This window comes from Streptomyces sp. NBC_00727, assembly GCF_045161745.1.
In the GTDB taxonomy this organism is placed as follows: Bacteria; Actinomycetota; Actinomycetes; order Streptomycetales; family Streptomycetaceae; genus Streptomyces.
The window spans coordinates 525,306-544,053 of record NZ_CP108981.1 but is presented as its reverse complement, the minus strand read 5'-3'; the positions used below and the strand labels follow the sequence as shown (position 1 = coordinate 544,053).

22 protein-coding genes are annotated in these 18,748 nt (G+C 71.5%); 14 read left to right on the top strand and 8 right to left on the bottom strand.

Annotated elements, in window-relative coordinates; genetic code table 11:
* Positions 1–17: 17 nt before the first annotated feature.
* The 5 genes from OG242_RS02435 (at position 18) to OG242_RS02415 (ending at position 6,002) form a co-directional block, all read left to right on the top strand.
* Positions 18–1,673, top strand: coding sequence for a sugar ABC transporter ATP-binding protein (locus OG242_RS02435; protein ID WP_405896559.1), 1,656 nt, complete (start codon positions 18–20; stop codon positions 1,671–1,673).
* Entirely contained in the window at positions 1,670–2,644 is a 975-nt protein-coding gene (locus tag OG242_RS02430) for an ABC transporter permease (protein WP_018520938.1), read from the top strand. Before OG242_RS02435 ends, OG242_RS02430 begins: the two co-directional genes overlap by 4 nt.
* The gene (locus tag OG242_RS02425; RefSeq protein WP_405896558.1) at positions 2,641–3,705 is read left to right on the top strand and encodes an ABC transporter permease; all 1,065 of its coding nucleotides are present in this window, start codon (positions 2,641–2,643) and stop codon (positions 3,703–3,705) included. The genes OG242_RS02430 and OG242_RS02425 overlap by 4 nt, the downstream gene beginning before the upstream one ends.
* Positions 3,706–3,814: 109 nt before the next feature.
* Positions 3,815–4,843 (top strand): LacI family DNA-binding transcriptional regulator, encoded by a 1,029-nt coding sequence (locus OG242_RS02420; protein WP_405896557.1) that lies wholly within the window; start codon positions 3,815–3,817, stop codon positions 4,841–4,843.
* A gap of 94 nt (positions 4,844–4,937) precedes the next feature.
* Positions 4,938–6,002 (top strand): aldose epimerase family protein, encoded by a 1,065-nt coding sequence (locus tag OG242_RS02415; protein WP_405896556.1) that lies wholly within the window; start codon positions 4,938–4,940, stop codon positions 6,000–6,002.
* A 12-nt stretch (positions 6,003–6,014) separates the two neighbouring features.
* Here the strand turns inward: OG242_RS02415 and OG242_RS02410 are convergent, their stop codons facing one another.
* Entirely contained in the window at positions 6,015–6,599 is a 585-nt protein-coding gene (locus OG242_RS02410; RefSeq protein WP_405896555.1) for a YdeI family protein, read from the bottom strand.
* A gap of 150 nt (positions 6,600–6,749) precedes the next feature.
* Between OG242_RS02410 and OG242_RS02405 the strand changes: the two genes are divergently transcribed.
* A complete protein-coding gene (locus tag OG242_RS02405; protein ID WP_405896554.1) occupies positions 6,750–7,118 on the top strand; it encodes an ArsR/SmtB family transcription factor in 369 nt (122 codons plus the stop codon).
* Between the two features lie 140 nt (positions 7,119–7,258).
* Here the strand turns inward: OG242_RS02405 and OG242_RS02400 are convergent, their stop codons facing one another.
* The 5 genes from OG242_RS02400 to OG242_RS02380 all read right to left on the bottom strand — a co-directional run bounded on the left by OG242_RS02400 (position 7,259) and on the right by OG242_RS02380 (position 10,660).
* Complete coding sequence (locus tag OG242_RS02400) at positions 7,259–7,438, bottom strand: hypothetical protein (RefSeq protein ID WP_405896553.1); 180 nt, start codon at positions 7,436–7,438, stop codon at positions 7,259–7,261.
* A 70-nt stretch (positions 7,439–7,508) separates the two neighbouring features.
* The gene (locus OG242_RS02395; protein ID WP_405896552.1) at positions 7,509–8,210 is read right to left on the bottom strand and encodes an HAD family hydrolase; all 702 of its coding nucleotides are present in this window, start codon (positions 8,208–8,210) and stop codon (positions 7,509–7,511) included.
* A gap of 77 nt (positions 8,211–8,287) precedes the next feature.
* On the bottom strand, positions 8,288–8,986 hold the full coding sequence (locus OG242_RS02390; RefSeq protein ID WP_405896551.1) for a phosphatase PAP2 family protein: 699 nt from the start codon (positions 8,984–8,986) through the stop codon (positions 8,288–8,290).
* 61 nt (positions 8,987–9,047) lie between these two features.
* The gene (locus OG242_RS02385) at positions 9,048–9,983 is read right to left on the bottom strand and encodes a M56 family metallopeptidase (protein WP_405896550.1); all 936 of its coding nucleotides are present in this window, start codon (positions 9,981–9,983) and stop codon (positions 9,048–9,050) included.
* 86 nt (positions 9,984–10,069) lie between these two features.
* The gene (locus tag OG242_RS02380) at positions 10,070–10,660 is read right to left on the bottom strand and encodes a DUF5134 domain-containing protein (protein WP_405896549.1); all 591 of its coding nucleotides are present in this window, start codon (positions 10,658–10,660) and stop codon (positions 10,070–10,072) included.
* Between the two features lie 231 nt (positions 10,661–10,891).
* On the opposite strand from OG242_RS02380, the gene OG242_RS02375 reads away from it, so the two are divergent.
* Entirely contained in the window at positions 10,892–11,446 is a 555-nt protein-coding gene (locus tag OG242_RS02375; protein WP_405896548.1) for a GNAT family N-acetyltransferase, read from the top strand.
* A 3-nt stretch (positions 11,447–11,449) separates the two neighbouring features.
* Here OG242_RS02375 and OG242_RS02370 read toward each other — a convergent pair whose 3' ends face one another.
* Positions 11,450–12,133 (bottom strand): glycerophosphodiester phosphodiesterase, encoded by a 684-nt coding sequence (locus tag OG242_RS02370; protein WP_405896547.1) that lies wholly within the window; start codon positions 12,131–12,133, stop codon positions 11,450–11,452.
* Positions 12,134–12,429: 296 nt separating this feature from the next.
* Here OG242_RS02370 and OG242_RS02365 point away from each other — a divergent pair, with 296 nt between their 5' ends.
* The 3 genes from OG242_RS02365 to OG242_RS02355 are packed head-to-tail and all read left to right on the top strand — an operon-like array spanning position 12,430 to position 15,682.
* A complete protein-coding gene (locus OG242_RS02365) occupies positions 12,430–13,827 on the top strand; it encodes a DUF6421 family protein (protein WP_405896546.1) in 1,398 nt (465 codons plus the stop codon).
* A gap of 26 nt (positions 13,828–13,853) precedes the next feature.
* A complete protein-coding gene (locus tag OG242_RS02360; protein ID WP_405896545.1) occupies positions 13,854–14,621 on the top strand; it encodes an SDR family NAD(P)-dependent oxidoreductase in 768 nt (255 codons plus the stop codon).
* On the top strand, positions 14,600–15,682 hold the full coding sequence (locus OG242_RS02355) for a threonine aldolase family protein (protein ID WP_405896544.1): 1,083 nt from the start codon (positions 14,600–14,602) through the stop codon (positions 15,680–15,682). Before OG242_RS02360 ends, OG242_RS02355 begins: the two co-directional genes overlap by 22 nt.
* A gap of 61 nt (positions 15,683–15,743) precedes the next feature.
* On the opposite strand, the gene OG242_RS02350 is transcribed toward OG242_RS02355, so the two are convergent.
* A complete protein-coding gene (locus tag OG242_RS02350; protein ID WP_405896543.1) occupies positions 15,744–16,466 on the bottom strand; it encodes a lysophospholipid acyltransferase family protein in 723 nt (240 codons plus the stop codon).
* A gap of 219 nt (positions 16,467–16,685) precedes the next feature.
* Between OG242_RS02350 and OG242_RS02345 the strand changes: the two genes are divergently transcribed.
* The 4 genes from OG242_RS02345 to OG242_RS02330 all read left to right on the top strand — a co-directional run bounded on the left by OG242_RS02345 (position 16,686) and on the right by OG242_RS02330 (position 18,703).
* Positions 16,686–17,012 carry a TlpA family protein disulfide reductase gene (locus OG242_RS02345; protein WP_405896542.1) on the top strand — a complete coding sequence of 109 codons (327 nt, stop codon included), beginning with the start codon at positions 16,686–16,688 and terminating at the stop codon, positions 17,010–17,012.
* 9 nt (positions 17,013–17,021) lie between these two features.
* Positions 17,022–17,165, top strand: a complete 144-nt coding sequence (locus OG242_RS02340; RefSeq protein ID WP_405901482.1) for a putative leader peptide — start codon at positions 17,022–17,024, stop codon at positions 17,163–17,165.
* A 43-nt stretch (positions 17,166–17,208) separates the two neighbouring features.
* Positions 17,209–17,715, top strand: coding sequence for a flavin reductase family protein (locus OG242_RS02335; RefSeq protein WP_405896541.1), 507 nt, complete (start codon positions 17,209–17,211; stop codon positions 17,713–17,715).
* A 202-nt stretch (positions 17,716–17,917) separates the two neighbouring features.
* Positions 17,918–18,703 carry an electron transfer flavoprotein subunit beta/FixA family protein gene (locus OG242_RS02330; protein ID WP_405896540.1) on the top strand — a complete coding sequence of 262 codons (786 nt, stop codon included), beginning with the start codon at positions 17,918–17,920 and terminating at the stop codon, positions 18,701–18,703.
* Positions 18,704–18,748: the final 45 nt, after the last annotated feature.

Genomic DNA, 18,748 nt, shown 5'->3' with positions numbered 1-18,748 from the left:
GAAGGCCAAGACCAGCCATGGCACCACCCGAAGCAGTACCGCAGCCGCCGGAGCCGGCCGCCGACGTGAAGGGGACGAGCGCGACCGGAACGGCCCTCGCGGACGAGCCCGGCGCGGCTCCGGCCGTCCTGGAGGCCCGCTCGGTCAGCAAACGGTTCCCGGGCGTCGTCGCCCTCGACGGCGTCTCCTTCTCCCTGCGCGCCGGCGAGACCCACGCCCTGGTGGGGGAGAACGGAGCCGGGAAGTCCACCCTCATCAAGGTCCTCACCGGCGTCTACCGCCCCGACGAGGGCGAGCTGCGGCTGGCCGGCGAACAGGTCTCCTTCAACCGGCCCTTCGAGGCCCAGCAGGCCGGGATCTCCACGATCTACCAGGAGGTCAACCTCGTCCCGCTGATGAGCGTGGCGCGCAACATCTTCCTCGGCCGCGAACCCAAGAACCGCTTCGGCCTCATCGACTTCCCCCGGATGTACCGCGAGACGAGCGAACTGCTCGACGGCTTCGGCGTCCGAGTCGACCCGAAGCGCCCCCTGCACACCCTGGGCATCGGCACCCAGCAGATGGTCGCCATGGCCCGAGCCGTCTCCGTCAACGCCCAGGTCGTCATCATGGACGAACCCACCTCCTCGCTGGAGCCCCGCGAGGTCGAGACCCTCTTCCGGGTCATCGAGGACCTCCGCGGCCGCGGCATCGCCGTCCTCTACGTCAGCCACCGCATGGACGAGCTGTACCGGATCTGCGACCGCGTCACCGTCCTGCGCGACGGCCACCACATCCACACCGGGGACCTCGCCGACCTCGACCGGATGAAGCTCGTCTCGATGATGCTCGGCCGCGACATGGCCGAAGTGCGCCGCGAAGGGCTCACCAACTTCGGCTCCGAGGGCCACGAAACCGCGCGCACCCCGGTGCTCACCGCCACCGGCCTCTCCCGCGACCACCAGCTGCACGACATATCCCTCGACCTGTACGCGGGTGAGGTCCTCGGCCTCGGCGGGCTCCTCGGCTCCGGCCGCAGCGAGACCGCGAAGGCCATCGCCGGAGCGCTCGGCCTGGACTCGGGCGAGGTGAGCATCGGCGGACGCACTCTGCGCCGGCTCACCTCCGCGGGCGCCATCCGCGCCGGCATCAGCCTGCTGCCCGAGGACCGCAAGGCCGAGGGCATCGTCCCCGGCCTCTCCGTCCGCGAGAACATCGTGCTGGCCGCGATGCCCCGGCTCTCCCGGGCCGGCATCGTCTCCCGCGCCAAGCAGGACCGTATTGTCGACATCTTCATGAAGCGACTGCGGATCAAGGCGGCGAGTCCCGAGCAGAAGGTCGGCGAACTCTCCGGAGGCAACCAGCAGAAGGTCCTGCTGGCCCGCTGGCTCTGCCTGGAGCCCAAGGTCCTGCTGCTCGACGAACCCACCCGGGGCATAGACGTCGGCGCCAAGGCCGAGGTCCAGAGCCTCATCGACGATCTCGCCCGCGAGGGCCTCGCCGTCCTGCTCATCTCCTCCGACATCGAGGAACTGATCGAGGGCGCCGACCGCATCGTCGTCCTGCGCGGCGGCGCGGTCGCGGGTGAACTGGCGGGCGACGAGGTGGCCGAGAGCCATCTGCTCGAAGTACTCGCCGACCACTCACCGGCAGCCGCGGACAAGGCGCCGGCCGCCAAGGAGGACCCCCGATGACCCAGGCCGCAGTCACCACCCCCGCGGCGCGGCCACTGGCCCGGCTGCGCGACCCCGCCTGGTACCAGGAGTACGGCGTCTACCTCGCCGTCGCAGTCGTCCTCGTCTTCAACGCCCTGTTCACCGAGCACTTCATGACGGTGGACAACCTCCGCACCCAGCTCGTCCAGGTCGCCCCGATCGTCATCGTCGCCCTCGGCATGGCGCTCGTCATCGGCACCGAGGGCGTCGACCTCTCCGTCGGCTCGACCATGGCCCTGGCCGCCGCGCTGCTGCCGCTCTACCTCGGCTACGGACTGGTCCCCGCGCTCGTCATGGCGCTGCTGGCCGGTGCCCTCGTCGGAGCGGTCAACGGCACCCTGGTCTCGCTCGTCGGACTCCAGCCGATCGTCGCCACACTCGCCCTGTTCGTCGGCGGCCGGGGCATCGCCCTGGTCATGGCGGACAGCCAGCTCAAGCAGATCGTCAACCCCGACCTGCTCTCCCTGGGCACCGGCTCCTTCCTCGGCATCCCGCTGGTCGTCCTCATCGCCGGCGTCCTCGCCGTCGCCGTGGCCTTCCTCGTCACCCGGACCACCTTCGGCCGCCAGGTCGTCGCCATCGGCGGCAACCGCTCCGCGGCCGCCCTGGCCGGCCTGCCCGTACGGCGGGTGCTGATCGGCGTGTACGTGCTCTGCGGAGTGCTCGCCGCCCTCGCGGGGGTCCTGGCCACCGCCCGGCTCACCGCCAGCGACCCCTCCTCGCTCGGCACGCTCATGGAACTCTCCGCCATCACGGCGGTCGTGGTGGGCGGCACCCCGCTCAACGGCGGCTCCATCCGGGTCCTCGGCACCGTCGCCGGCGCCCTGCTGATGCAGCTGCTGCGCGCCACCCTCATCAAGCACGACCTGCCCGACTCCACCGCACAGATCGCCCAGGCGGCCATCATCATCGCCGCCGTCTACGTCGCCCGGGAGCGTCGGTCCCGATGAACGAAACCTCACCTGCCCCGGCGGCCCCCGCCCCGGCCCCGCACAAGACCCCCGCGACGTCCGGCGGCACCACGCCGGAGCCCGGCGCCAAGGCGCAGCGCCCGGCCGGCCGGAGGATCGCCGAACTCCTGCAAAGCCAGGGCGTACTGGTCGTCCTCCTGGCGGTCGTGATCGTCGCGTCCTGCATCTACCCCACGACGTTCTCCACCCTGGACAACGCCCGCGGAGTGACCATCCAGGCCTCGTTCCTGGCTGTCGTCGCGCTCGGGATGACCATGGTCATCATCACCGGCGGCATCGACCTGTCCGTCGGCTCCGTCTTCGCCCTGGGCGGGGTGCTCGCCGCCTGGGCCTCCCAATGGGGCATCCTGCCCGCCCTGTTGGTCCCGCTCGTGGTCTGCGGCGCGATCGGCCTGCTCAACGGGTTCCTCGTCGCCCGGGCCGGAATGGCCCCGTTCATCGTCACGCTCGCCACCCTGCTCGGTGCGCGCGGCCTGCTTCTCGCGATCACGGACGAGGGCGCCACCACCTACCTGGTGCCCAAGGACTCCGCCTTCGCCGAGCTCGGCCAGGGCGCGCTGTGGGGCTTCGGCTACCCGATCTTCATCGCCCTCGCGCTGTTCGGCCTCGGCGGACTCCTCCTCCAGCGCACCTCGTTCGGGCAGTCGATCTTCGCCGTCGGCGGCAGCAGCGACGCGGCCACGCTGATGGGCCTGCCCGTCGCCCGTACGAAGATGCTCGTCTACACGCTCAGCGGGCTGCTGGCCGGGCTGGCCGGGGCGCTCAACGCCGCCCGGCTCTCCTCCGGAGTCACCATCATCGGCGTGGGCATGGAGCTCGACGCGATCTCCGCCGTCGTCATCGGCGGCACCCTCCTCATCGGCGGCGCCGGCTCCATCAGCGGAACGCTCTGGGGCGTCCTGCTCCTTCAGGTCATCCAGAACCTGATCAACCAGATCGGCACGTTGAACTCCTCGTACCAGTCGGTCGTCAGCGGCGGCTTCCTTATCGTTGTCGTCGTGGCCCAGCGCTATCTGGCGCGCAGCCGCAGAACCACCTGAACCGGTGCCGGGGCCCCACGGCCCCGGCACCGTTCGAGCCGATCGAGCCGAACCGGCGGGAGCCGGACCACCGCGCGTCACCGCGCGACAAGTCGATTCAGGGAGTGCCGTGGGCGTCAGCCTCAAGGACGTTGCGCAACGGGCGGGCGTGTCCATCAAGACCGTGTCGAACGTGGTGAACAACTATCAGCACGTCACACCGAAGATGCGCGCCAAGGTGCAGCAGGCCATCGACGAGCTCGGCTACCGGCCGAACCTCACCGCGCGCCATCTGCGCAAGGGCCGCACCGGGATCATCGCCCTCGCCGTCCCCGAGTTCGGCAACCCGTACTTCGCCGAACTGGCCGGCGCGGTCGTCGACGCCGCCGCCCGGCACGACTACACCGTGCTGGTCGACCACACCGGCGGACTGCGCGAGAAGGAGCTCCTGGTCAGCCAGGGATTCCGGTCCCACGTCATCGACGGACTCATCCTCAGCCCGATTCACCTGGAGACCGAGGACCTGATGGCGCGCACCGAGACCGCGCCCCTCGTCCTGCTCGGCGAGCGCGAGTACGAGGCGCCGTACGACCACATCGCCATCGACAACGTCGCGGCGGCGCGCGAGGCCGTACGCCATCTCATCGGCCTCGGCCACCGCCGGATCGCCTTCCTCGGCTCCCGCACCGGCCGCGAACGCCAGCCCGCCCACCTCCGGCTGCGCGGCTGGCGCGAGGAACTGGCCGCCGCCGGCATCGAGCCCGACGAGGCGCTGGTCGTCGTCACCGACGGCTACGGCCGCGAGGACGGGGCCTCCGCCATGGCAGCCCTGCTGGACCGGGGCGAGCGGCCCGACGCCGTGTTCGCGTACAACGACCTCATCGCCATCGGCGCCATGCGCACGCTCTCCGCACGCGGCCTGCGCATTCCCGAGGACGTCGCCGTCGTCGGGTTCGACGACATCGAGGAAAGCCTCTACGGCGCCACCACGCTCACCACCGTGGCGCCCGACAAGGAGGCCATCGCCCGGCTCGCCGTCGACAGCCTCGTCGAGCGCCTCTCCGGCGACCAGGTGACCGAACCCAGGCGGCCCCGGCCCGGCTACCGGCTCGTCGTCCGCGAATCCACCGTTCCCCGGCCCGCCGCCGACAGGCCCTAGGGGGCGGACTCCCCGCCACCCCTGGGGAGTCCGCCTCCGCCCACGGCCCACCCGTCCGGCCGCTCAGGCCTTCCGATCGCCCCAAGGATCATTGATGCCTCGCCCCACCGTGCACAGCAAACCGTTCGGCGCCCACGGGCCCACGGACGTCGACATCTGGACGCTCGACTCCGGCACCGGAGTCCGGGCCGAGATCCTCACCTACGGCGGCATCCTGCACCGGCTCACCGTGCCCGACACCGCCGGCACCCCGGCGTCGGTGGTCCGCTCGCTGCCCGCCCTCGACGACTACACCGGCAAGAACCCGTTCTTCGGCGCCCTCGTCGGCCGGTACGCCAACCGCATCGCGCACGGCAGGTTCACCCTCGACGGCACGGAGTACCAGGTCCCCGCCACCGACCGGGGCCACGCACTGCACGGCGGCCCCGACGGCTTCCACACCCGCGTCTGGGAGGCGGCCGGCTCCGCAACCGACGAGGCGGCCGTCCTGCGGCTCACGCTGCACAGCCCAGACGGCGACATGGGATTCCCCGGCGCCCTGGACGTGACCGTGACGTACACCCTCGACACGTCGGGCACCCTCGCGCTCGACTACGCGGCGACCACCGACCGCGCCACCGTCGTCAACCTCACCAACCACGCCTACTTCGACCTGACCGCACGGGGCGACATCCTCGGCCACACCCTCCAGGTGGACGCCGGGCACTATCTGCCGGTCGACGAGGAGGGCATCCCCGAGAGCCCGGCCGTGCCCGTCACCGCCACCCCGTTCGACCTGACGGCGCCTCAGGTGCTGGCGGACCGCGTCGCCCTGACGGACGAACAGCTACGCCGGGCGGGCGGGTTCGACCACTGCTGGGTCCTCGACGCTCCCGGCGGACTGCGCCGCGCCGCCCGCCTCACGGCCCCGGACGCCCGACGGGTCATGGAGGTGTGGACCACCGAACCCGGCATCCAGGTCTACACCGCCAACCAGCTGGACGGCACCCTGGCCGACCCGGACGGCGGCCACCACGAACGGCACAGCGCCGTCTGCCTGGAGACCCAGCACCTGCCCGACTCGCCCAACCGCCCCGACCAGCCCGCCACGGTCCTGCGCCCGGGCGAGGACTTCCGCAGCCGCACCGAGTTCCGCTTCCCGCACCTGTCGGGCGCATGAGCGCCGGGCCCGTCAGCTGACCTTGCGGCCCTCGGCCATGGCGGCCACCGCCCGGCCCAGCCTGGCCGCCCGGACCTCGGGCGACGGAGCCGTCATCAGCCGCAGGAGCACCAGATAGCGGTCGGACCTGCCGAGCCGCTCGTAGAACCGGCCCGCCGCCTCGTCCGCCGCCAGCGCGGCGGCGAGATCGGCGGGCACGGTGGCCAGGCTCTGCGAGGGGTACGCCGCCTCCCACCGCCCGTCCGCACGCGCCGCCTCGACCTCCGCGAGCCCCGGCGCGCGCATCCGCCCGGCCGCGATCAGCGCCTCGACCTTCTCCACGTTGACCAGCGACCAGACGCTGCGCGGCCGGCGGGGCGTGATCCGCTGGAGGTAGTACACCTCGTCGCAGGACCTGCGCTGCCCGGTGATCCAGCCGTAGCAGAGGAGGGCGTCGGTGTACTCGTCGACGGTCACCGACGCCACCCCGGAGTTCTGCTTGGCGATCTTCATCCAGAGCCCCGCACCGTCCGCGTGGTGCTCCTCCAGCCAAGCCTCGAGAGCCGCGGCACTCGCGAAGGCCAGGGCGTTCTCCTGGATGTCGGCCTTGCCCGTCATGGCTGCGCCTTCCGCTCGGGGCCGGCTCCCGTCGGCCGGCCGCACCACCACGCTAGGCACCCTTCAGGACAGTTCTTGACCTATACGTGAAACTACGACGAGCCTCGTAGTATGGGAGCCCCATGCGGAGCGACGATGCGGAGAGCGACCGTGACCCCTGCCAGCACCACCGACCCGGCAGCGGGCGCGCGCACCCTGGCCCACCCCGCCCGCGAGGACATCAGGCTCGAAGCGGTCCTGCACGCGCTCTCCGACCCGGTGCGGCTGTGTGTCGTACGCGAACTGGCGGCCGCCGAGGGTGAGCTCACCTGCTCCTGCTTCGACCTCCCGGTCACCAAGTCCACCACCACGCACCACTTCCGGGTACTGCGCGAGAGCGGCATCGTCCGGCAGACGTACCGGGGCACCGCCAAGATGAACGGGCTGCGGCGGGACGCGCTGGAGGAGCTGTTCCCCGGACTGCTGGACCGCGTACTCGAAGCGGCCGCCCGCGAGGCGGACCGCCTCGCGGAGAGGTGACGCGGGAGGCCCATCACCCGTCGTCACGCCCGTTTCACGGGCCGTAGTACTTCATTGACCGATCAGCCGCGACGGGACATGCTGTACCCCCGCCACGGCCCGGTTCCGGCGGCGCAGGGGATCGCCGGAGCCGGGACGTCTCAGGCCGCGGGCCTGTCGCTGCCGTTGGTCGCGGCGGCCCACTCGACCAGCAGACGCTGGTACTGCTCCTCGTCCTCCGGGGAGAGGTGGCCGCCCGAGCGCCGCCACAGGTCGCGAATGTCTGCATTCACCACTGCTGCGGGGCGTACGGAACCGGACGGGCACTGAGTCGGGGACATGGCTACCAGGCTAAGGCCACGATGTGACAATCCGACCCATTGGGCGTCAGGGACATCTCTCACATGTGTCTCAGGCAACCTTCTCGGTCAGTCCGAGCTCCCGCAGTCCGTACGGCCGCTCCTGCACCGGCAGATGGCGCACGAAGCGCACCTCGCAGCCCAGCGCCGCCGCTCCGCCGTCGGCGTCACGGTTGTCGCCGACCATCACCACATCCGTCGGGTCCTGTCCCAGAAGTGTGCAGGCCGTGTGGAAGAGGCGTGCGTCCGGCTTCTGGACGCCGTGCTCGAAGGAGAGCACATACGCGTCCACGTACTGGTCCAGGTCGTGCGCCCGGAACACCGGCCGCAGGTCCCAGCCGATGTTGCTGACGATCCCGATCCGGACGCCGGCCTCGCGCAGCCCCGCCAGGACCTCCGCCGCATCCGGGTAGGGCCGCCAGGCGTCCGGGCTCAGATGACGGTCGTACAGCGCGTCGTACAGACCCTGGTCGGGCAGCGGGACCTGGCGGGCCAGACCGGTGTACACCGCGCGGTGCAGCTCCGCGCTCTCGTCGCGGTGCGCCCAGCCGTCCGCCAGCTCCCCGGGCATCCGCTTCGGGCCGGGCCCGCCCGGCAGCGCGCCGAACGCCTCCAGCTCCGTCGCGTACCGCTCGAACGCGTTCTCGTCCACGCTCACCCCCCGCTCGGCGAGGGTCGCGGCGAGCCAGGAACGGACGGATTCGATCCGGAACAGCGTCCCGGAGAAGTCGAAGAGGGCACCCTTGATCGGCATGGCACCGATCCTCGCCGACCAGTCGGCGGCGGGCAAGGGCGCCTGTTCAGCCTCCCGGAACGCCCAGGAAACCCTGGTCAGAACCCCGCGCCGTGGCGCTCCGGAGCGGCAGCCTGCCACCGTTCGAAGCCGCAGACCGCGAACGCGGCCAGCGCCGCCCCCAGGAGCCACCCGCCCAGGACGTCGGACGGCCAGTGCACGCCCAGGTACACCCGGGTGAGACCGACCCCCAGCACCGACACGGCCGCCGCGCCCACCGCCGCCCGCCACAGCCGGGGCCGGGCGCCGGACCGGTGCAGCAGCCACAGCAGCAGCCCGCAGCTCACCGTCGCCGTCATCGCGTGCCCCGACGGGTAGGCCGCGTACGAGGCGGAGTCCACCGGGTCCGCCCACCAGGGCCGGTCCCGGCCCACGGCGGCCTTGACGCCCTGCTGGAGAAGCGCGGAGAGCAGGGTCGTCGCCGCGACACACGCCGCGAGCGGCCGGGCGCCGCGCCACCACAGGGCGACCACCGCGACGGCGATCAGCGCGCGGAAGGCCCACGGATCCCACAGCCAGTCCGTCAGCAGCCGGTTGACGTGGACGAAGCCGGGCTCGGTCACCGCCCGCCGGTGCAGCGCGACCGCGACATCGAGGTCCAGGTCGGTCAGCGGCCGCCAGCGGGTGACGACCAGGGCCGTCACCGCCCCGCCGAGCACCGCGCAGACGGCCCCCGCCCGCGCGAGGGGCGAAGCGGCGGAGACGTGGCCGACGGGGGAGAGCAGCGGGAGATGCATGGCACGATCCTCGCCGACGGGCGCCACCTGCGGCCATTTCAGCGCGCCGGACAGGCCCGGGCTACTTCAGAGCGCTGAGACCCGGGACGAACGCCACGAGCAGCGGCACCACGGGGACCAGGGCCGCTGCCGCGGTCAGCCGCAGCCGCCGCCCTGCCGTCAGCCTGCCCGCCGGAGCCAGCAGCCGGTTCACCCGCTGCGGCAGCTCCGCGTCCGCGGTCGGGCAGGGGCCGAACACGCCCCTGTCCTCGTTGAGTTCGACCAGGGCGAGCGCGATCGTCAGCCGGCCGAAGCGCCGCGAGGCCACATCGTCGGCGGCCAGCTCGACCAGCCGGTGCATCTCGTTCCGGAACGCCGCGAACACCGGCACCTGCGGGAACCCGGAGGCCAGCGCCTCCGAGCAGTTGAGCAGCCAGTCGTGCCGCGCCTGTGCGTGGCCCTGCTCATGGGCCAGGACCGCGTCGAGCTGTCGCCCCTTCAGCCGGCCCAGCGCGGCCGTGGTGATGACGAGTTGGGGCGCGGCCCCGGGCAGCCACCAGGCGTCGGGGCGCTCTCCTTCCAGCACCACCAGCCGCCCGCCCCCGGGTTCCTCGCCGGGCATCAGCGGGGCGCGCACCAGGAGTTCGGCCCGCCGCTGCCTGCGCCGCAGCTGCGCGCGGTGGATCACCCGGGCCAGCATGGCGGCCGTCCACACCCCGCCGAGGGCCAGCAGCACCGCCATCACCGCCGACCACGGCCCGTGGCCCGCGAGCGCGTACGCGTCGACGACGGCGTGCGGAGCGGGTGCGAAGACGTGGCCGCGCACCGCCTGCCACGCCACGGCGGCGCTGAAGGTCATGGAGAGGGCGAACGAGAGCAGCACGGCGGCCACCACGCACTGCCACACCCACAGGGCCACCACGGGCTCCCGCTCCGGCCACTCGGCCCGCGCCATCAGGCGCGGGGCCACGACGGCGGCCAGTGCACCGATCAGCAGCAGCGCTAGGGAGACCCACATGGCGCCAGCCTATGAGGGCCCCGCCACACACGGATACGGGTCCGCGCGCCAAGTGACGCACACCACGGAGGCAGGGCTTCCCCGTCTCACAGGGTGAGCAGCATCGCGAACATGGCTATGCCCATGGTCAGCCGGCAGGCCGGCGCCAGCTCCGGGAGGGCTCCCCAGCCCGAGGGCGAAGGACCGCCGCCGGTGGCCGCCACGGCCACCGGCACCAGCCGGGCGCCCGAGCGCAGCACGTACACCGCGTAGTAGGCGAGGAGCAGCCCCGTCAGCAGGGGTATGCCGCCCGCAGCGGCCATGCCGTGGCCACCCATCGTGTGTGCGGCGTGGCCGCCGTGCGCCCCTCCGCCGGCCCGGGCCATCACGACGGCCATGTAGACCATCGCCGACGAGCCGACCAGGTGGTGCAGATGGTGGCCGCTGCGCCGGGAGAACCACAGGGCCCGCAGCGCCGCCACCCCGAACAGCACCGCGTACACCCCCCACCCCCAGGTGGGCGGGGCGACGGCGGCGGCCGGCACGGCCATGGCGGCCATGCCGAACCCCATCAGCGCCTCCGCCCGCGCGGTCCTGCGCTCCTCCTCGCTTCCCGTACGGGCGCGCAGCAGGCAGTACGAGCCCGTCACCGCGCACAACGCCATCAGCAGCCATCCGGACATCGCCGGTCCGTGCACAGCACCCTCCCCCCGGGCGAACGACATCGCCGTCGGTTAGTCGATGCCCGGGGCCGCACGCCCGTACGCGGCGCACTGGGGTGCGGGGGAGCGCGCGGCGGGAGCGTTTCCGCGACGTACCTGGTGCGGGCGGCCCCGCGCGCCCCGGGAGATCCGCCCTGAGCAGGGACGAGGCCGGCGGAGTTACGCTGCTGGGGCACCGCTCTCGCACGAATTCGGAGAAACACCGCCATGGACACCGCGCCGCCCCGGGACACCGGGAAGCTGACATTCCGCGACGCCACCGAGGCGGACGTTCCCGCCCTCGTGGAGCTGATCGAGTCGGCGTACCGCGGCGACAGCAGCCGCGCCGGATGGACCACCGAGGCGGACATCCTCCAGGGCCAGCGCACCGACCCGCAGGGGGTGCGCGAGGTGGTCGAGAGCCCCGGCAGCAGGCTGCTCGTGGTGGAGCGCGACGGCGCCCTCGTCGCCTGCTGCCAGCTGGAGCACCGCGGCGAGGTCGCCTACTTCGGCATGTTCGCGGTCCGTCCCGCGCTCCAGGGCGCCGGTCTCGGCAAGGTGATCATCGCCGAGGCCGAGCGCACCGTCCGGGCGAGCTGGGGCGCGCGGGAGATGCACATGACCGTGATCTCCGCCCGGGCGGAGCTCATCGCCTGGTACGAGCGCCGGGGCTACCGCCGTACGGGCCGGCTCTCCCCGTTTCCGTACGGTGACGAGCGGTTCGGCATCCCGCAGCGCGACGACCTGGCCTTCGAGCTGCTGATCAAGGAGCTCGAAGGCTGACCGTCACGCGGTGGCGCCGCCCCCGCGCCGGATGTCGGGGTGGTCGGTGGTCACGCCGTCGAGCCCGAGCCCCTCGGCCAGCCGCAGCTGGTCCTGGGTGTTGACCGTCCAGCCGAACACCGTCAGCCCTTCGGCGTGGGCCTTCTCGACGAGTTCGAGCGTGATGCGCCGGATGTTCAGCACCAGCCGGGTGGCGCCCACCGCCTTCGCACGGTCCAGCAGGTTCCCGCCCCACCGGCTCGCCACGAGAGCAGTCCGCACGCCCGGCACGAGCTGCGCGATCTCGGCGATCGCCTCGTCGTGGAAGGAGATCACCTCGACGCGCTCGACGAGATCGCGCTCGTGCATCACCCGGGCCAGGGTGCGAGCGGCGGCCACGTCCTTGATCTCCGCCTGGAGCGGAGAGCGCACGGCGTCCAGGACCTCCTCGAAGACGGGCACCGGCTCGCCCAGGCCGGCGTCGAGCGCGCGCAGCTCGGCGAGCGTCTTCTCCGCGATCGCGCCCTCGCCGTCCGTCGTACGGTCCACGTCCGCGTCGTGCATGACGGCCAGTGCGCCGTCCTTGCTCAGATGCAGGTCCAGCTCGATGAGGTCCACGCCCTCCCGCTCGGCGCGGACGAACGAGCGCAGGGTGTTCTCCGGCTCGATCCCGGCCGCTCCGCGATGACCGATCGTGAGAAGAGACAAGGCACGCTCGCTTCCGTCGACACTCTGTTCCCCGTGCGCTGCTTCTGCCCGCACGGCTCGGTGCTATGACCGCGATCGGCAGCCTAGTGGCCCGCGCACGCGGGGCCGAGGAAGGGCGGGACCGCTCGCGCAGCGCGTCCGACACCCGCCGAAGAAGCCGCTGAGTCGGCATGCAACAGGAAAAACAGCGGTGACCATGGGGTGTCGGCAGGATAATTTTCACAACCCCACTTGTCCCGGGGACTCGCGCGTGGATACGGTGGTCGGACGCGAGGTTCTCCCGTGGAGGAAGTGTGATGACGGAAATTCTTGTGCACGACGCCGAATCCGGCGACATAGCTGCTGCCGCGCGGGTGATCGAGCACCCGGCCTGGCCCGCGCTCAAGAATGCCGTGGAGGAGATCCGTCCCTGGCAGTCGAAGGACGGCTCCATCGACTTCGACGCCGAGGGCGCACCTGCCCCGGCCTTCGCCGAGGCCGCCGTGGGACGGGTGATCGCCGCAGTCGAGCAGCTCTCCCCGCTGCTGCCGCACGACGCCGCGTACCACCGGGCCCTCGTCAAGGACCTGCGCGGCTGGGTGGGCGGTGGCTTCGACGTCCCCGACTTCCTGGACTCCCTGCTGGCCTTCCAGCCGGCCAAGGGCCGCGCCGACGGGCTCCAGCACCTGGTCGTCTTCGCGATGTACACCCAGAACGGCAACCCCGACCGCAACCTCGAAGCGGTCGTGCTGCGGATGGTCTGGCCCGAGTGGCTCGCCGAACTGGAGGCCACCCGCTACGACAACCCGCTCTTCTGCGGCATCACCTTCGAGGACTTCACCTCCGGCTACGACACCAACTCCGCGGTCCTCTTCCCGGAGACCATCGCCGTCCGCGAGGCCCCCGAGCGGTTCAGCTGGGGCGGCATCTTCTGCGACCGCGAGGCCGCCCGCTTCCGCCGCGTCACCGAGGCGTCCGTCGAGCTCCTCGGCGTGGACCTGCCCGACGACATCCGCGCGATGATCGGCGACCAGCAGCGCTGCGAGCAGGCATTCGTGCTCTGGGACATGGTCCACGACCGCACCCACAGCCACGGTGACCTGCCGTTCGACCCCTTCATGATCAAGCAGCGCCAGCCGTTCTGGATGTACGGCCTGGAGGAGCTGCGCTGCGACCTCACCGCCTTCAAGGAGGCCGTGAAGCTGGAGGCCGAGGGCAACGCCCACGGCCGCGACGTCCAGTACGCCGTGCTCTTCGACCGGATGTTCCGCTTCCCGGTCACCGGCGAGCGCGTCCGCAACTACGACGGCCTCGGCGGCCAGCTCCTCTTCGCGTACCTCCACAAGCACGACGTCGTCCGCTGGACCGACAACAAGCTGCGGATCGACTGGGAGCGGGCCCCGCAGGTCACCAACCAGCTCTGCGGCGAGATCGAGAAGCTCTACCGCGACGGCATCGACCGCCCCAAGATCGTCCACTGGTTCGCCGCGTACGACCTGGTCTCCACCTACCTCGCCCCGCACCCCGGCTCCCGCTGGGCCAAGGGCCCGGACGCGCTGGATCTCTCCCAGCCGCCGCGGAAACTCGTGGACGACGTGCTTCCGGACGAGTTTCCCCTGAGCATGTTCTATGAGGCCCTCTCCAAGAAGCTGAAGCACGTGATCGCCTCCACCAAGGGCATCACCGCCTCGGACGCGGGGAAGGCTGCCGCGTGAGCACAGGTCACAAGGAGGCGGAGGCCATGAACGGAACAAGCACGGGCGACGCGAGCGGCGCGCTCGAGGGCGCCGTCGTCGCCGTCGCGGGAGCCGCAGGACCGGCCGGCCGGGCCACGCTGCTCCGGCTCGCCGAGGCGGGCGCGGTCGTCGTCGCGTCGGACTCCCACCCCACCCGCCTCGCCGAAGCCGTCGACGCGGCGCGCTACGCCCACGGCGGCGCGACCGTCACCGGCGACACCGTCGACCTCCTCGACCTGGGCGCCACCCGGGAATGGGCGGCCAAGACGGAGAAGGAATTCGGCCGAGTCGACGGCGTCGTCCACCTTGTGGGCGGCTGGCGCGGCAGCGCGAACTTCGCCGAGACCGACCCCGCCGACTGGACGCTGCTGGAGAAGCTGCTGATCCGTACGGTGCAGAACACCTCGCTCGCCTTCCACGACTGCCTGCTGCGCAGCGACCGCGGGCGCTACCTGCTGACCAGCGCCGCGGGCGCGAGCAAGCCCACCGCGGGCAACGCCGCCTACGCCGCGGCCAAGGCCGCGGCCGAGGCGTGGACCCTCGCGCTCGCCGACTCCTTCCGGAAGGCGGGGGGCGAGGACGGCCCGCGCAGCGCGGCTGCGATCCTGGTCGTGAAGGCACTGGTGCACGACGCGATGCGCGCCGAGCGCCCGAATGCGAAGTTCGCGGGCTTCACCGACGTCGGGGACCTGGCCGATGCCATCGTCGGCGTCTGGGACCGGCCCGCCCCGGAAGTGAACGGAAAGCGCCTGTGGCTGACCCCGCAACCGTAAGGACCGACGCGCGTCGCCACCACGACCCGCAGGTACGCGGTTTCGCCAGTGACAACTACGCGGGAACGCACCCGGAGATCCTCGCCGCGCTCGCCCTCGCCAACGGCGGTCACCAGATCGCCTATGGCGAGGACGACTACACGGGCCATCTCCAGCGCGTGATGCACAGCCACTTCGGCCCCACCGCGGAGGCATTCCCGGTCTTCAACGGCACCGGCGCCAACGTGGTGTCGCTCCAGGCCATGACCGACCGCTGGGGCGCGGTCATCTGCGCCGAGTCCGCCCACATCAACGTGGACGAGGGCGGCGCGCCCGAGCGGGTCGGCGGCCTCAAGCTGCTCACCGTCCCCACCGAGGACGGCAAGCTCACGCCGGAGCTCATCGACCGGCAGGCGTACGGCTGGGACGACGAGCACCGCGCCATGCCGCAGGTCGTCTCGATCACGCAGAACACGGAACTGGGCACCGTCTACACGCCCGACGAGATCCGCGCGATCTGCGAACACGCCCACGGGCACGGCATGACGGTCCACCTCGACGGAGCCCGCATAGCCAACGCGTCCGCGTCCCTGGACGTGCCCATGCGTACGTTCACCAACGCCGTCGGCGTCGACGTGCTGTCCTTCGGCGGCACGAAGAACGGCGCCGTCTTCGGCGAGGCGGTCGTGGTCCTGAACCCCGACGCGGTCCGGGCGATGAAGCACCTGCGCAAGCTGTCCATGCAGCTCGCGTCCAAGATGCGCTTCGTCTCCGTGCAGCTGGAGGCGCTGCTCGCGGGCGACCTCTGGCTGCGCAACGCCCGGCACGCCAACGCCATGGCCCAGCGGCTCGCGGAGGGCGTGCGCGGAGTCGGCGGTGTGGAGATCCTCTATCCCGTGCAGGCCAACGCCGTCTTCGCGCGGCTCCCGCACGCGGTGAGCGAACGGCTGCAGAAGCGCTTCCGCTTCTACTTCTGGGACGAGCAGGCCGGCGACGTGCGCTGGATGTGCGCGTTCGACACCACGGAGGAGGACGTCGACGCGTTCCTCCTCGCGCTCAAGGAGGAGATGGCCGCGGCCTGACGGCCACCAGGAACAGCGCCGGGGGTGCGGACGGTACCGTCCGCACCCCCGGCGTGATGTTTCAGCCGCGCTCGCGCACCTCGGCCGGCGTCGGAGCCGTACCGCCCAGGTGGGCGGGGACCCACCACGTGTCACTGGCGTCCTTCGGCCGGACCGGATAGGCCCGCTGGGCGGCTTCGAGCAGCTCCTGTACCCGCTCGCGCAGCCGGCGCGTGATGGCGCCCGCGTACTGGTCGGTGGGGGCCTCCACGGGCTCGCCGACGCGGATGGTGATCGGGGTGTGACTGCGCTTGAAGCTGCGCGGCCGGCCCTTGGTCCACAGCCGCTGCGTGCCCCACAGCGCCATCGGGACCAGCGGCACCCCGGCCTCCTGCGCCAGGCGCGCCGCACCCGACTTGAAGCTCTTGAGCGTGAAGGACTCCGAGATCGTCGCCTCGGGGAACACCCCGACGATCTCCCCGGACCGCAGCGACTCCAGCGCGTGCGCGTACGCGTCCTCGCCCTGTTTGCGGTCGACGGGAATGTGCTTCATGCCGCGCATCAGCGGCCCGGAGACCTTGTGCCGGAATACGGATTCCTTGGCCATGAAACGGACCAGCCGCTTCTGCGGCAGTGCCGCGAGCCCGCTGAAGATGAAGTCCAGATAACTGATGTGGTTGCTGACCAGAACAGCGCCACCGGTCTTCGGGATGTGCTCCGAACCCTGAGTGTCGATCTTCAGGTCGAGCGCCTTGAAAAACGTGCGAGCGGCGCCGATGACCGGCCGATAGACGAGTTCTGCCATCTGGGGAAGACCCTTTCTTCAGCGCCCGCGGAGGTTCTCCCGGCGGAAGTTACGCAGCCGTAGGTTTTCGGCATTGGGGCGATCGTGCCCCATGCGGTGACGCGGTGGCCAGTCCCGGCAGCCCCGGGCCGCGAGATTCTCGTCACGTAGGGCGGCCGGGAATGCCCGCGCCGCAGCGGGCGCTGACCCTCTGCGTAGAGCTCTGACAGGAGGACGGCAGTGGACGGGCAGGCGCGTACGGAGAGGCTGGACCCGGCAGGACTCGGCGCGGAACTGGGGGAGCGGGCCACGCTCGTGCAGTTCTCCAGCGCATTCTGCCAGCCCTGCCGGGCGACGCGCCGTACCCTCGCGGAGGTGGCCGCGATGGTCGACGGGGTCGCTCATGTGGAGATCGACGCGGAGTCGCACCTCGCGCTCGTACGGGCCCTCGATATCAGCCGCACCCCGACCGTGCTGGTCCTCGACGCCGGGGGCCGGATCGTCCGTCGGGCCGTCGGGCAGCCCCGGACCGTCGACGTCGTCGCCGCACTCGGGCAGGCGATGTGACGGGCCGTGATGCTTCTCCCACCTGGTGGGACGCCCTTGACCGCAAGCACCAAGCATCGTCAGTCTGACGCTATGCCGTCAGATCCCCTTCTCCATGGCCGGGCGTACATCGACCTCGCCCGCACCGCCGGCGCGTGCTGTCCGGATGCCTGAGCATCCACGACCCCGCACCCCCGACGCCCAGAAGGACATCTCCATGACGGCAGCACCCGGCCTCGGCACCCCGCGCACCGCGTCCCCGGACCTCCTGCGTTCGGTGTTCCGGCAGCACGCCGCCGGAGTCGCCGTGATCACCGCCGCCGGCGAGCGCCCCGTCGGCTTCACCGCCACCTCGCTCAACTCCGTGGCCGCTGAGCCGCCCCTCATCTCCTTCGGCGTCGGTACGTCGTCCTCCAGCTGGCCGGTGATCGCCACGGCCGAGCATGTCGGCGTGCACATACTCGGCGAGCACCAGCAGGAGCTGGCCGCCACCTTCGCCCGCAGCGGCGCCGACCGGTTCGGCCCGTCCACCTTTTGGCGCAGCGGCCCGGAAGGCGTTCCGCTGCTCGACGGCGTGCTCGCCTGGCTGGTCTGCCGGGTCGTGGCCCGGGTCCCGGCGGGGGACCACCGCATCGTGATCGCGCAGGTGGTCGAGGGCGACCCGGCGGGCGGCGGCCGGCCACTGGTCTATCACCAGGGCCGATTCACGGCTCTGCGAGACTGAGGCGAACCGGGTGGTTCCCGGGCGTCGCGCGTTGGGCAGATCACAGTGCAAAGCGCTTGCTCATTGGCCACCCACTCGATGTACTGGCGAGTAATATGACGGTCGGAGGCGTCGGTCGCCTCGACCGGAAAACGCCCCATCAGGCGCCTATGCTGCGTGCAACAAGGCAGCCCGGAAATGACGATGCAGTAGGAGAGCCGGCGTGAGCTTGAGGATCGTTGTCTGTGTGAAGTACGTGCCCGACGCGACCGGTGACCGGCATTTCGCCGATGACCTGACGTTGGACCGTGAGGATGTCGACGGTCTGCTGTCGGAGCTGGACGAGTATGCGGTCGAGCAGGCGTTGCAGATCGCGGAGGCGGCTGATGATGCGGAGGTCACCGTGTTGACGGTGGGTCCGGAGGATGCCAAGGACGCGTTGCGCAAGGCGTTGTCGATGGGTGCGGACAAGGCTGTTCACGTCGAGGACGACGATCTGCACGGCACGGACGCGCTGGGCACGTCGTTGGTGCTGGCGAAGGCGATCGAGGAGACCGGGTACGACCTGGTTGTTTCGGGGATGGCGTCGACGGACGGGACGATGGGTGTGGTTCCGGCGCTGCTCGCGGAGCGGCTGGGTGTGCCGCAGGTGACGCTGCTGTCGCAGGTGTCCGTCGAGGGCGGTGTCGTGCGTGGGCGTCGTGACGGGGACAGTGCGTCGGAGGAGCTGGAGGCGTCGCTCCCGGCGGTCGTGTCGGTGACCGACCAGTCCGGTGAGGCCCGGTATCCGTCGTTCAAGGGGATCATGGCGGCGAAGAAGAAGCCGGTGAAGTCCCTGGACCTGGACGATCTGGGTATCGACGCCGACGAGGTGGGTCTGGCGGGTGCCTGGACCGCGGTCGACTCCGCGACCGAGCGTCCGGCCCGCACCGCGGGAACGATCGTGAAGGACGAGGGCGAGGGCGGCAAGCAGCTGGCCGAGTTCCTGGCCGGCCAGAAGTTCATCTGAGCCCCGGCGCCCCCTCATCACCCCCGCCTACTTCGCACACGCAGG

Coding starts and splice junctions, on each gene's coding strand:
- OG242_RS02430 (WP_018520938.1), top strand. CDS start 1,670: ATGACCCAGGCCGCAGTCACCACCCCCGCGGCGCGGCCACTGGCCCGG.
- OG242_RS02375 (WP_405896548.1), top strand. CDS start 10,892: ATGGACACCGCGCCGCCCCGGGACACCGGGAAGCTGACATTCCGCGAC.
- OG242_RS02400 (WP_405896553.1), bottom strand. CDS start 7,438: ATGTCCCCGACTCAGTGCCCGTCCGGTTCCGTACGCCCCGCAGCAGTG.
- OG242_RS02395 (WP_405896552.1), bottom strand. CDS start 8,210: ATGCCGATCAAGGGTGCCCTCTTCGACTTCTCCGGGACGCTGTTCCGG.
- OG242_RS02410 (WP_405896555.1), bottom strand. CDS start 6,599: ATGACGGGCAAGGCCGACATCCAGGAGAACGCCCTGGCCTTCGCGAGT.
- OG242_RS02335 (WP_405896541.1), top strand. CDS start 17,209: ATGACGGCAGCACCCGGCCTCGGCACCCCGCGCACCGCGTCCCCGGAC.
- OG242_RS02365 (WP_405896546.1), top strand. CDS start 12,430: ATGACGGAAATTCTTGTGCACGACGCCGAATCCGGCGACATAGCTGCT.
- OG242_RS02435 (WP_405896559.1), top strand. CDS start 18: ATGGCACCACCCGAAGCAGTACCGCAGCCGCCGGAGCCGGCCGCCGAC.
- OG242_RS02350 (WP_405896543.1), bottom strand. CDS start 16,466: ATGGCAGAACTCGTCTATCGGCCGGTCATCGGCGCCGCTCGCACGTTT.
- OG242_RS02425 (WP_405896558.1), top strand. CDS start 2,641: ATGAACGAAACCTCACCTGCCCCGGCGGCCCCCGCCCCGGCCCCGCAC.
- OG242_RS02340 (WP_405901482.1), top strand. CDS start 17,022: ATGCTTCTCCCACCTGGTGGGACGCCCTTGACCGCAAGCACCAAGCAT.
- OG242_RS02390 (WP_405896551.1), bottom strand. CDS start 8,986: ATGCATCTCCCGCTGCTCTCCCCCGTCGGCCACGTCTCCGCCGCTTCG.
- OG242_RS02415 (WP_405896556.1), top strand. CDS start 4,938: ATGCCTCGCCCCACCGTGCACAGCAAACCGTTCGGCGCCCACGGGCCC.
- OG242_RS02385 (WP_405896550.1), bottom strand. CDS start 9,983: ATGTGGGTCTCCCTAGCGCTGCTGCTGATCGGTGCACTGGCCGCCGTC.
- OG242_RS02360 (WP_405896545.1), top strand. CDS start 13,854: ATGAACGGAACAAGCACGGGCGACGCGAGCGGCGCGCTCGAGGGCGCC.